This is a genomic window from Epilithonimonas pallida (assembly GCF_900182975.1).
GTDB lineage: Bacteria > Bacteroidota > Bacteroidia > Flavobacteriales > Weeksellaceae > Epilithonimonas > Epilithonimonas pallida.
Genome location: NZ_FXUO01000007.1, coordinates 161,949 through 174,893 on the forward strand (window position 1 = coordinate 161,949; position 12,945 = coordinate 174,893).

The 12,945-nt window shown below is 34.9% G+C and carries 12 protein-coding genes; 7 read left to right on the top strand and 5 right to left on the bottom strand.

Going from position 1 to position 12,945, the window contains the following annotated elements:
- Window positions 1–9: 9 nt before the first annotated feature.
- The 5 genes from QOL71_RS14125 to QOL71_RS14145 all read left to right on the top strand — a co-directional run bounded on the left by QOL71_RS14125 (window position 10) and on the right by QOL71_RS14145 (window position 6,015).
- Complete coding sequence (locus tag QOL71_RS14125) at window positions 10–360, top strand: prevent-host-death protein (RefSeq protein ID WP_283417559.1); 351 nt, start codon at window positions 10–12, stop codon at window positions 358–360.
- A gap of 212 nt (window positions 361–572) precedes the next feature.
- Window positions 573–1,997: a helix-turn-helix domain-containing protein gene (locus QOL71_RS14130; protein WP_283417560.1), complete on the top strand. Its 1,425-nt coding sequence runs from the start codon at window positions 573–575 to the stop codon at window positions 1,995–1,997.
- The gene (locus tag QOL71_RS14135; protein ID WP_283417561.1) at window positions 1,997–3,133 is read left to right on the top strand and encodes a hypothetical protein; all 1,137 of its coding nucleotides are present in this window, start codon (window positions 1,997–1,999) and stop codon (window positions 3,131–3,133) included. The genes QOL71_RS14130 and QOL71_RS14135 overlap by 1 nt, the downstream gene beginning before the upstream one ends.
- Before the next feature lie 130 nt (window positions 3,134–3,263).
- The gene (locus tag QOL71_RS14140; RefSeq protein WP_283417562.1) at window positions 3,264–5,081 is read left to right on the top strand and encodes a T9SS type A sorting domain-containing protein; all 1,818 of its coding nucleotides are present in this window, start codon (window positions 3,264–3,266) and stop codon (window positions 5,079–5,081) included.
- Window positions 5,082–5,157: 76 nt separating this feature from the next.
- On the top strand, window positions 5,158–6,015 hold the full coding sequence (locus tag QOL71_RS14145) for a T9SS type A sorting domain-containing protein (protein ID WP_283417563.1): 858 nt from the start codon (window positions 5,158–5,160) through the stop codon (window positions 6,013–6,015).
- Between the two features lie 216 nt (window positions 6,016–6,231).
- Here QOL71_RS14145 and QOL71_RS14150 read toward each other — a convergent pair whose 3' ends face one another.
- The 4 genes from QOL71_RS14150 to QOL71_RS14165 form a co-directional block, all read right to left on the bottom strand.
- A complete protein-coding gene (locus QOL71_RS14150; protein ID WP_283417564.1) occupies window positions 6,232–7,689 on the bottom strand; it encodes an ELWxxDGT repeat protein in 1,458 nt (485 codons plus the stop codon).
- Between the two features lie 275 nt (window positions 7,690–7,964).
- The gene (locus tag QOL71_RS14155; protein WP_283417565.1) at window positions 7,965–8,798 is read right to left on the bottom strand and encodes a cyanophycinase; all 834 of its coding nucleotides are present in this window, start codon (window positions 8,796–8,798) and stop codon (window positions 7,965–7,967) included.
- Between the two features lie 87 nt (window positions 8,799–8,885).
- Window positions 8,886–9,485, bottom strand: coding sequence for a YciE/YciF ferroxidase family protein (locus QOL71_RS14160; protein WP_283417566.1), 600 nt, complete (start codon window positions 9,483–9,485; stop codon window positions 8,886–8,888).
- An 82-nt stretch (window positions 9,486–9,567) separates the two neighbouring features.
- Window positions 9,568–10,566, bottom strand: a complete 999-nt coding sequence (locus tag QOL71_RS14165) for a KGG domain-containing protein (protein ID WP_283417567.1) — start codon at window positions 10,564–10,566, stop codon at window positions 9,568–9,570.
- A 482-nt stretch (window positions 10,567–11,048) separates the two neighbouring features.
- Between QOL71_RS14165 and QOL71_RS14170 the strand changes: the two genes are divergently transcribed.
- Both QOL71_RS14170 and QOL71_RS14175 read left to right on the top strand, forming a co-directional pair.
- Complete coding sequence (locus tag QOL71_RS14170; RefSeq protein ID WP_283417568.1) at window positions 11,049–11,645, top strand: Crp/Fnr family transcriptional regulator; 597 nt, start codon at window positions 11,049–11,051, stop codon at window positions 11,643–11,645.
- Window positions 11,646–11,924: 279 nt separating this feature from the next.
- Window positions 11,925–12,413, top strand: a complete 489-nt coding sequence (locus QOL71_RS14175; RefSeq protein ID WP_283417569.1) for a DUF421 domain-containing protein — start codon at window positions 11,925–11,927, stop codon at window positions 12,411–12,413.
- Between the two features lie 32 nt (window positions 12,414–12,445).
- Here QOL71_RS14175 and QOL71_RS14180 read toward each other — a convergent pair whose 3' ends face one another.
- Window positions 12,446–12,907 (bottom strand): hypothetical protein, encoded by a 462-nt coding sequence (locus tag QOL71_RS14180; RefSeq protein WP_283417570.1) that lies wholly within the window; start codon window positions 12,905–12,907, stop codon window positions 12,446–12,448.
- Window positions 12,908–12,945: the final 38 nt, after the last annotated feature.

A 12,945-nucleotide genomic window follows, 5' to 3' on the forward strand; every position in this document is an offset into this window, starting at 1 on the left:
GCAATATTTATGAATTTTACATTAGAAATCAATACGCCTGAGCGTGGATCAAATCTTGGCTTTAAAACAATCTATTTTAATGCTTTCAAGATCAATATCATTGAAAGATATAAAGGCAAAGACCTGTCGAAATTTTATCACATTGTTATCAAACTCAGAACAATCGATAATGAGATTATAAAGACAAAAAGCGGAGCCGGAAGAATGATGATCGCAGAATCCGACTATCAAAACTATGGTCGGTTAGCAAAAATGTTAACTTCTTATGAGTATAGGAATAAGTTAATTGACAGAAAGAAAATCGATGATGAATTTGTCAACTTCATTCTTAGCAGAATGACCGGTAATTATCAACTTTAATTTGTTATTGAATTTTTTAAAGTGCATTAGCCTTCCTAAGATTCCAATAACCAGAATGACCTTTGGCCTTTGTAACAGTTATAAAATTCTTAAAGGACTGCTCTGTTTTAGCTTGATATGGTTATTATCTGCTTTTTATTAATGATATTTTCTCAAAAGAGCGATTGTAGGTTTAAAATAAAAACATAATTTTAACCTTCAATTAAAGTCCGGTGCTAAAATTTTTTTTTGTTTTTTTTATATTATTTTTTACTGCTGCAAGTGGGAAACCTATTGATCTGGAGAAAAAACAGCTTCTCCAAAAAGCCGGCTATGAAATAACACTGATGCCGGATAAAGCTACAGAATCTCTGGACTATCTTGAAAAAAACTTCATACTCACAGATGACGAAAGAGAGAAATCCGATTATTTGAGAATCAAATCATTGTATTACCAAAATAATCTTACCGATGCTTTAAAAAAAATTTCCGCAAATAATAATGACCTGCCAATAAGCATCTTTATTCTTAAAAGAAGCATCCTAAATTATCTTAGCATCAGCACCAACGATGTATCTGCAACTAAAAAAACATCACAAAATAAAGACCTTGTATTTTCTGATGAAATCATTCTCCTTCTGACCAAACTTAATCAGAATAGAACAAACAACCTCAACAATAATTTGCTGGCTGTTCTGGAAAAGGCAAAGTCCAGTAATCTTATGATTCTTAGGGACGATATACTCAGTCTGTTTGATTATGTAGCTACTAACAAACTATCAGATCAATTTCTGATTGGTATAAGAAATCTATATAAAAATGATATAGAATTTGATATTGTGTACAGCCAATTTTTGCTCAATAATGACAATCTGGAAAAGGCAAAAAAAATTATCCTCAGCCTTCCCAAAGAGCAATTGGAACAATCATCAAATCCAAAAATCAAATATGAGTATTACGATCTTTTGGCATCCTATTATTCCAAAATTGGAGATTCCAACAACTTTTCAGACTCCATTAATAAAAAGCAGGATTTGCTAAAAAAAATAGATCAGGCAAAATATTCGGCAAAGAATAAATGGTTCAACATCTCCGAAGAAAAAAATAATGATGATCTTGACCTCATGATAACCAAAAGGAAAAATATAATATTAACCATAGTTATCATAGGATTAATAAGTGTAACTCTGATTTTATTAAGATTTTATCAAACTAACTTTCATATCAAAGAATATCAAAACTTCATTAATAAAATTAATGCCTTAAAAGATAAAAAGACACCACAAACACAAACAATACCGGAGAAAACGGAAAATCTATTATTGAAAAAACTCGATGACTTTGAAAATACCGATGATTGTATCAATCCTGATATTTCTTTACAAAGTCTCGCTAAAAAATTAGAGACCAATACAAAATATCTTTCCGAAGCGATCAATAACCATAAACAAAAAAACTTCAATGCCTATATTAACGAGCTTCGTATCAACTACATCATCGGCAAACTAAAAAACAAGCCAATATACAGAAGCTATAAAATAAAATACCTTGCAGAAGAAAGTGGTTTTTCTACTCACAGTGCGTTCGCAGCAGTGTTCAAATCCGTTACCGGAATGTCACCGGCCAATTACATCCAACTATTAAAACAGAAGGAATAATGAAAAGGATTATCTGTATAATAATGTTATTTCTAAGTTTTTTAGTAGCCGCAAGATCTTCTGATCCAAAAGATGATTTAAGTAAAGCTGAAAATCTGATGCTTCTAGATCCTGCAGCATCATGCAAGATTGCTGAAAAAATTTATAAGAATAAGGATCTGAATCATAAGCAGAAGCTTTTATGTCTTTTTATACTAACCAACACTTCCAATATTTTGCAAAAACCTCTGGATGTTATAAAATATGGCAATGAAGCTCTGGAAAATGCGGACAACAGCGGTGATAAAATCATCAAAATCAAAATACTGGGCATTGTTGGAAACACCTATCAGTCACTGCAGCTTAATGAAAAAACAAGAGTTTATCTGGATCAGGCAGAATCGCTTTTATCGTCAGCCAAAGCTTCGGATTCGCTTAATCTTGTAAAAGGAAATATCTATTACCTGAAAGGAATGAATTATTTTTACAGTCTGGACAGTGATATTGCATTATCATATTTCAACAAGGCTATTAATCAATATCTTTTATCGAAAAATTCTTTAGCTGAAATTAATATCAAACTAGCTTATCTCAACAAAGCTTATGCATTGATACAACAGAAGCAACTGCATCAGGCTGCAGAAAATTTGAAACTGGCAAGCGTTAACATCTATGAGACATCACGTCCTTATCCTCCACAGTTTGCAGAGCTTCAGGAAATATTTATTGAGATGGGAAAAGCAAAAATCTTATCGCTTCAGAAAAAACCGGATTTGTCCAACGAAATTCTTTTCAGGATCTTGAACCTGCGAAAAAATCAGCCGGCAAGAGATGACATAGAGAATGAAATCTACCAACTTTTAGCCGATAATTATTTACAAAAATCTGACATCAAACAGTACAATTATTATAACACGATGTATAATAATCGTGTTAAGGAAAGTAATCGTGAAGCCGCAAAATTAGTCAATCAATTAATTCTTGAAGAAGACAAACGCAATGATTCCGAAAAAGAATCTATCGGAAAAAAATATGCCATCTGGATTTTGGTAACCTCAGTTTTTTTCTCCGGATTAATCATTTTTTTATTGATCGAAACCATTAGAAAAGAGCAAAAACGCAAGTTGTTGAAGAACGAGGCATTCAAAAATATATAAACCTATCAATCAATAGTTTAAATTAAAAAATCCACTGTCAAAATCATAAATTTTCTATAATAAAGCTATTCAATTTCTTGTTTTTACATTGATTAAGGGATATTTTCGTACTCATTAAATGTTAACTGAAATGAAGAAACTTTATTATCTGATCGCAGCATTCTTTGCCATAATTAATGCGGGTCTTAATGCTCAAAGTTGTAATACACTGAGCAGCTTTCCCTTCAAAGAAACTTTTGAAACAGACAGCCCAACCCGAAGCTGCTGGACACAACAGGTTATCGGCGGACACTATCCTAGTTATGATGGCTGGGCTTATAAAAAAGGTTCTGGCGGAGGTGTTGATTATAATATAGTAAATGCGCATTCCGGACAACTGAATGCCTGTGCTCAGATTGCAGCTAACTCTCCTGATGCAAAGGTCAGGTTAATCAGTCCTGTAATGGATGTTACAGCATTACAAACACCAACGGTTTCATTCTTTATGGGACAAGAAGCATGGGGAATCTATCAGAATCTACTGAATGTTTATTATCGTGTTTCTCCTACCTCCGAATGGATAACGCTGAAGAATTATAATTTCAATGTTCCGGAATGGAAACAGCAAATTATTAATTTACCGGAAAAATCATCCCAACTGCAGATTTGTTTTGAAGCTGTAATGAAAACCGGAAGATCTAATGTTCTGGATGACATTGTTGTAGGAAATAGTGATAGTGTTGAAACTTACCCGTCAGCCTGTGCGCCTTCTACGCCGAGCAACAATTTTGAAACAGGAACTGGTGATCTGAAGCTTTTATATCTTGCTAATGACTTTAATGTTGCAGCGCATACTAACTTAACTGTAACCAGTATCATCCTGAACACAATTGACAAAGGTGGTATAGAATCTTTCGATATTTTCATTATGAAAGCTGGTCCTGACGGATTGCCATTAGACGCAGTAAAAGCCTATAACACGATCGTTCCTGATACGGTCACAGACTTGAATGAAAGAGAAGGATTTACGTTCAGAAAAAATACTTTCAATCTTCCCGAACCGCTTGTTATTACCGGCGGAGCTGTGGGTTCAAGATACTGGCTGGTTGTAAAAGCTGTAAATAAAGTTCCGGAAAATGCATCCTTTATAGAAGCGACTTCTATACGTAACAGCGGAAAAGAAACCTATTACAGCAATGACGGATCTATCTGGAGAGCTGTTAACAATGGTGTTGATGGTGTATTCACATTAGTTGGAAGCTGTGTAGAAACCAATCCTACTGATAGCTATTGTATGCCTAGATTTAATTTCCTGATGCCAATTGATCAGGTAAAAATAGGAACAATCAACAATACTTCTACTGCTGAGGTAGGTTATGAAGATTTCTCTGTAATCAAAACGGATCTTGAAAGAGGGAAAACTTATCCAATCACGATCAATGCGCAAACTTATAATAGCTCATCTACTCAAGCCCTAACAGCTTTTATAGACTGGAATCAAAATGGATTCTTGGGCGATGTGGGAGAAATTTATAATCTTGGAAAAGTTAATGCTTCAAATGGCAACACCATCACTTACCAATTGTCAATCCCACTGACGGCCAACTTAGGAGATACAAAAGTGAGAATCATCTCAGAAGCTTTTAACTATCCAACTTATTCTTGTAGTGTTTTTGACCAGGGACAGGCTGAAGATTACACCTTCACAATTCTAAAAGAAACGCTTGCAGTAACTGAAACCGATAAAAAAATTAGTACAATTATTTTCCCGAATCCTGCCAAAGATATGGTTAATATCAAAAATGATAAAGGCATTAAAAAAGCTGAAGTCATTGATATGAATGGCAGAAAAGTAATGGAATCTACATCGAAAACAATTGATGTTTCTAGGCTTACCACTGGCCAGTATGTTATCAAAATAACATTTGATGATGGTAAAACTGACACGCAGAAACTTATCAAACAATAACTTCATAAATTATTTTTTATCAGTGATGTCCTGGCTATCAAGTCAGGGCATCTCTTTAACTCAACTACTACAAAAAATGAAAAAACTTTATCTATTCGCGATGATGGCTTTTGCATCATCTTTATACTCACAAACTACTCCGCCTTATAATCAGGACTTTACAACATTTCCATTAACCGGCTGGTATCTGGGCTATACTTTTAATGCCAACGTTGGAAACGGACCAACTAACGCTTCAACCAATTATTGGCAACAGAAGCCCTTTATGGGAAATACTGCGGCTAATGACCAGTCGCTTTGCGTTAACATGTATACATCTAATATCTCTTATTGGGCTGTAACTAATGCTTTTGATCTATCAGCTGGTGATTATGAAATCAGCTTTGATTACGCAACAACCAACGGTCCTTTTATGACTAATCCTAATGGACCGGCACCACAGGTTGAAGGAGGAGACAAATTTAAGATTCTTGTTACGACAGATAATGGAGCAACCTGGCAAGAGCTGAGAAACTGGGATAATCCCAATATCACCATTTCTAATGAAAGAAATAAACTGACGATCGATGTTTCTGCTTACAAAAGCAACAATGTCAAGTTTGCATTTTACGCATCAGACGGCACGGTTTTTAACTCTCAGGCAAACTACCGAATCTTCGTAGATAATTTTAAAGTACAGTTAAAGTCATCTATGAATGTAACAGAATCCGGCAAATCCAATTTCACTGTATTTCCAAATCCAACTGCAGGAAAAATTTCGGTAAAATCGGAAAAAAATGTTAAATCATTGGAACTATACGAAATCAGCGGAAAAAGTCTGTCAACCTCAGCAACCAATGAATTAGATCTTTCCAAAGCTACAAAAGGTTCGTATATATTAAAAGCAACTTTCAGTGATAATACAACTGCTACAAAAAACGTAATCAAAAAATAAATGGATTTTCTTACAGATAATGGTTAAGTAAGATTTTTCATCATTTGTGTTTTTTAGAGCTTCCTTTAATAGGGAAGCTTTTTATTTGTCTTGAAAAAAAATCAAAGCCTAAATTGGATTTAATAGAATCCTATTAAGTCTTCTCTTATTTAAAAAATAAAGCTGGAATGTCATGACATTCCAGCTTGTAAAAATTCAGTTTTAATTTTTATCAGATTATTTGATAATAACTCTTGTTACAAAGTTTGTTTTTGAATTTTCTGATTTTAATTTCAGCACATAAACACCTTGCTGAGCGCTTAAGAGAATCTTACTATCAGAGAAATTACCTCCTTTGATCAGTTTTCCTGTTGTGTCATACAATTCAAATTTTCCCGACTTTAAATTTGATATAAAAACTTCACCTTTTGAAGGATTTGGATATACGCTGATATTATTATTTTGCATTTCCGAAGCAGCCAATGTATCATCCTGAAGATTAACCTTATACAACTCAACACCTAGTGTGTCCGTATTATTAATTCTACCAGAAAAATAAAGCGTATCATTGTATATAACAAGAGCAGAAGCTGTGCCTATAGAAACTAACGCTTTTGTTCCGGCATCTGTCCCGTCACTTTCCCAAAGCTGTTTCACATTGCTTGCATTTGTAGCAAAAAAGTACAATTTATTTTTATACACTGTTAATTTTTCCGGGAAAGATCCTGTTGTTCCGGGTATGATATCTTTGAACATTTTAGTTCCTTGTTCAGTTCCGTCTGTCACCCATAGTTCTATGCCGCTTGTAAGCCCATCAGAAGCTGCAAAATAAACTTTTCCGTTATACTCTGTGAAACTTGTAGGATTAGAACCGGCAGTAGCATTGGAAACATTAATGTCTTTTACAATGGATGTTCCTGCTTCGGTTCCATCGGTCATCCAAGGCTCACCTCCGTTTCCACCATTGGCATTAAAAAAAGTCTTACCTAACGCCGGGCTGTGCAAAAAATACTGCGGATAAGAAGACGTGGAAGGATTAATTGTTTTAACAAGCGATGTAGAATTACCCTCAAAGCTAAAAAGCTGCGTTAAAAACGGGCTCGCAGCATTGGCTAGTTGCGCATTTGCAAGAACTTTATTCCCGATGAAACCAATTGTATTCACATTAAGATTATCATCAGCAATAACAGATTGGCCGGAGCTGTCAAGATAATACAGCCTTTGGGTATTCGGCGTAACAGATGTATTAGTTGCTTTAAAATATAATGTATTGCCTACTTTTGTAAAATTGGTACTGAACTTAGAAACGGTAGATACAGTCTGGATACCATTGACATCATCGTAAGACAATAGCAATCCTGAAACATTAGTGCCATTCACAATATTGGTTCCACTGAAATAAATTTTATCATTAAATGTAAATAAACCACCTGGTGAAGTGGAAGAAGAACCAGGAATATTATCAGAAACCAGCTTGGTGCCGGCTTCCGTTCCGTCACTCTCCCAAAGTTCAGTCCCAATGGAAGTACCATTGACACTAGAACTGGCAGAAAAATATAATTTTCCTTTGTAAAGTGTGAAATTTGAAGGTCCTGAACCCGTTGCTCCGGGATAGATGTCTTTTACCAAAGTGAAGGTAGTTTGTGCAGATAATAATCCGCTTAATAAAAAAGCCAAATAGTTAATTTTTCTCATACTGCTTTAATTAGTTAGTTATAATTGATTTAATATTCCAACACATTTTTTGGAATTGATCGCTTTGAAAGTTCTAAATTATAAATGCTGTACCTAAAATAACAGGACAACACTACCGTAATTATGTAAACTTCCACGATTTCGATATTAAAAAAAACATCCATAACTCACTATTAATAAAATAGTTGCATCACATTTTTCAATGAAAAAAGAATTAAGAAACCACTTTTTGCTCTTTTCTTAATTTTGATTAGGATTTAGCTAAAATTTGAAAATTATCTTGCATCCGGAACATCAATATCTCCTGTTTCCAAATTAATCTTACAATCTTCTGTCAAAATATCAATCACTAGATTTTCCGCATAAACAGGACAGCCTTTTTTTACCGTTTCGATATTGGTTTGTTTGATCTGTTTCGAATTGATGATGATTACCATTCCGGAACCTTTGCAAGTTGCTGTTTTACCCTGTTCTATAATCAGCGATGTATCTTCCCCGAGACCAATTCCTAAAAATTCCGGGTGTAAAATCGTAGCGTGCGCTAATCTTCCAAAACGACCACGATGAACAAAATGCGTATCAATAATACAATCCAGAAAGTCGAGACCATTGTCCAGTTCGAGATCATAACCGACAATCGCTTCCCCATTAATGGCATCAGCAATCATAATTGATGACAGACACATTGCACCCGCACTGGTACCGGCAATTGTGAAATCCTGTTCATGCAAATATCTTTCATGGATCCGTTCAATAATCTCGGAATTTTTAAAGACATCACAGATTTTTGACTGATCACCTCCGGAAAAAAATACTGTTTTAGCATCTTGTAGTCGTTGTAAACTTTCTTTATTATCTTTTTGTGTGATATAGAGAAATCCAAAGTTGGTGTAACCGATATCTTTAAAAGTTTGACTGTAAGTTTTCTCCATATCATCAGGATCTGACGTTGCAGTTGTAATGATTTCGATGCGGTCATCTTTGGATTCTGCAATCAGTTTGAGAATTTCTTTGGGAATAAAACCGTGATTGACATCTTCCATTTCAGGAACGGTTTCGCTTTTGTCTTCTTTTCCTCCAATAATTATTAATCTGCCTTTTGGTGTCATTTTTAATTAATTTAGTTCGCAAAATTTTTAGATGTAAAAAGCCATACAAAAGTGATTCTGTATGGCTCAATATGTAAAACTTAAAATTTAATCTTCCTGCTCCGCATTGATATTGATAGAAGATTCTGCAATATCTGTCAATAACAAATCGGCATCCTCTTCTTCCTGTAAAGTTCTGTCCAACAGATCGGCAGCTTTCTCATGTCCCATTGTAATCGCCAATTGAACAAGACCACCGTAAGTTGCAATCTCATAATGTTCCACTTTCTGAGCAGCGATAATCAATCCCACATCCCGTGTCATAGAGCCTTCTTCTGTAGATTTGATAATCTCTTCGCCTTCTTTGATGATGCCTACAATAGCTTTACATTCTTTTTTCTCTGCCTGTTCACCAATCAGTTTGAATACTTTTTCCAAACGGCTGATGTGTTTTTTGGTCTGAAGCTGATGATCTTCAAAAGCATCTTTCAGTTCTTCTGTTGTAGCGGCTGCTTCCATTTTTTCCAATGCATCCACAATTGCGTTTTCTGCATAATAGATGTCTTTCAAAGCATCTACAAAAAGCTTGTGCAAAGGCGAATCTGCCATATTTTGATCTTTATCTTTGGATTCCGGTGTTTGAGTTAGATTTTCTACAATATCTTTTTTAACTGTAGAGCTCGTATTATTTTCTGTTTTGGTAGCCATAATGATTGATTTTAAATGAGTTTAAAAATGATTACCTCCCAAGAGAGGTAATCATGCATATAATGAAGTGAAGAATTAAAGATTAAGAATTGTTTCTTCTTCCTCCGAAACCGGATCTTCCAGATCCTGATCTCCTTGAGCCAGAAGATCGTCCACCGCCATGAGAAGCTTCGCCGCCCATTCTTGCGATTCTTGTACGTTCTGCTTTACTCATAGATGCAAATCCTCTTCTGGATATTCCGTTTCCAGAACCAGAGTTTCCACCTGATCTTCCGGAATTGGATCGACCTCTATCAGATCCAGAATTACCACCTCGACCAGAGTTAGAACCTGAACCGGATGACCGGCCTCCGCCGTGAGACGCTTCACCGCCCATTCTTGCGATTCTTGTACGTTCTGCTTTACTCATAGATGCAAATCCTCTTCTGGATGTTCCGCTGCCTGAACCAGAGTTTCCGTCTGACCTTCCGGAATTGGATCGACCTCTATCAGATCTAGAATTACCGCCTCGACCAGAGTTAGAACCCGAACCGGATGACCGGCCTCCACCGTGAGAAGCTTCGCCGCCCATTCTTGCGATTCTTGTATGTTCTGCTTTACTCATAGATGCAAATCCTCTTCTGGATGTTCCACTTCCAGATCCGGAATTGCCGCCCCGTGAGCCAGAACGTGAGCTTCCTCCAGATCCAGAACGTCCTCCACCGGATGTATATCTTCCCTGGCTGTCACGTTGCTGATTTCCTCTTCCGCCTCGTGATCCCCCGCGACTATCATCTTCGTTTTCGTCATCATCCTCATAGTCTTCCTCGTCATCATCGTAATCTTCATCATCATAGTCTTCTTCGTCGTCGTATTCCTCATCATCGTAATCTTCTTCATCGTCATCATCATAATTTGATATTTCGTAATCGTCAAATTCGTCCTCGTAGTCCGAGAAATCGTTATCATAATCCTCATCTTCTGAGGCATCGTTGAAACCATGGTCGTAACCTAATTGATAAATTTCTTCAAAAACAGATCTTGCATCGTTTGAAGAATTGGAAGAATTGTTTGAACGGCTGTTTGAATTTCTAGTGTTCATAACTTTGAATTTTTTATATTAATATTTAGTGATAAAATTGCTGGTCTGTGACTAGTATTTATAACAGCAACTTTTTTGTGAAAAGTGGTAATTCAAAGCTAGACAATGTGACATTTGTCATGTTATGATCTGAGTCATAAGAGTTAAAAAACGGTATTATTTTTAAACGATTGATTAATTTTAAAACACTAAAAAAACAGCTGTTAAAAAGAATTACAGAAGCTTAACCCTAAAATAATTTTATTTAAAACAAAATCATTATTTAACATTTAAAGGTTAATTTTTAACATTTGGAATTGATTTGCTTTGGAATAATTTGGTAGAAATTATATCTCCAAATCGCAACATTAAAATGACACAGAGAATTTTTTGTTTATGATTGCAGTCATAAAACATCAATACTATTTTTTCATTAATTTATTGCATTGGTACTTTGTTTGCAAACTATCAATTGTTTTGAAAACTACTACTAAAATTTTTATATGCTAATCGCCGCAAATCTTCTGTTAAATTATGGTGCCGAAACCGAAACGTTTGATTCCGGTGATATTATTTTCAATGAAGGGGAAACTCCCAAATTCTATTACCAGGTACTCTCCGGAAGGGTTAAGCTGAACCATTTCAATGAGGAAGGAAAGGAATTAATTCTGGCTATATTATCCAAAGGTCTCAGCGTGTGTGAACTTTTGCTTTTTATTGATGAAAAATATCCTGTCAATGCAGTTGTCTTTGAACCATGCAGTGTTCTAAAACTTTCCAAGACCAGCTTTACACAGCTTGTAAAAGAGAATCCCGACATATCAAGAGATATTAATAAATTTTTATCCGAACGTCTTTATTACAAATATATCATGCTTAAAAATAATTCCTCTTTATACGCTGATATAAGAATCAAAGGTGTGCTGGATTATCATAAAAGTTTCGATCATAATCAGGAACAATTTTCTTTTGAAGTGCCTCTTACAAGACAGCAATTAGCATCGATGACCGGCTTAAGAGTTGAAACGGTGATAAGAACAATAAAAAAAATGGAGCAGCAAAATATTGTTAAGATAATTAATCGAAAGATTTATTATTAATTTTAATTCTTGCTATGTAGAATAGAACAAAAACTCTCCAAAGAAGTCATAATTAAATAAAAGCGGAAAAGGGAACAACTTCAGTTTTCAACTTTTATCTTAAATTTTAATTTTATTCTCAACAAATAAACCGGAGATCATATTTGAAAAAAGCTAACTGTAACAAATATTATCTTTAAAAACAGCTGCTTTATATAAATGTTTTTATTGTTATTAACAACTAATTTAATTTCCAGTTTTTTATTAATACTGAGGAATAATTTTTGTTCAAATCAAAACATGGAAATTCTTGATGACATTTGGGGAAAAGGCAATACATTAACATCTCTTCAAATGGGATGCAGGGCGATTGTTATCTTTATAATTGCATTATTGTTAATAAGATTATCCGGTCGCCGATCGTTCGGAATGAAAACCGCTTCGGACAATATTATTGTTATACTTTTGGGAGCAATACTTTCAAGAGCAGTTGTTGGCGCTTCTCCATTTTTACCAATCGTAACAGCCAGCTTTATCATTGCTTTTTCGCATCGCTTATTAAGCTATATCAAAGTCATAATAAAAGACTCGGGGAAATGGATTGACGGTAAGAAAATTCTGCTATATGATGAGGGAGAATTTTTGTTAAAAAACATGCATCGCGCATTGGTATCTTACGAGGACATTCTCCAGGCGATCCGCTTATCCGCCGGAAATGAAGATTTTTCACAGATCTCGAAAATCTATATGGAACAAAATGGGGAAATGAGTATCATTAAAAAGATTTGACCGCTCATTGCAAATCCTAAAAAAAAACAGATCTAAAAATTTTTATCATCAACAGTGAAAACAAGCTTGCTTTTAACCACAAATAAAGAATAATATGCATTCTGTTTCCTGTATCTCACGCCATAGCTGGCATTAGAATTCATATTTTCCGAACTCAGTAATAATCTGAATTCCGAAAGCGACAAATCATTTTCTTTTATAATGCCATTATCAAATATTGCCTTCACAAATTGTAAAGATTCATCCGCTTGCATCGAATCAAAATATCTCTTCCATTGATAATTCGCTTTAATATGATTTTCATTAATCTGAAACACAAATATTTCTCCTATCTTACCACTGTTGCTTCTATGCTCTTCTATGCCAATATGATGATTATATAACTCATAAACAATCCGCTGGATACCGGCATCTGAATGGCTGGCCGATGGTTCTGCATTTATAAACCCCTTGAATTCATCAATATTTTTACCATAATAATGAGCATATTTCATAAGCTCCTCATAGCTCTGGCCAAAGCAGAAGGAACTAA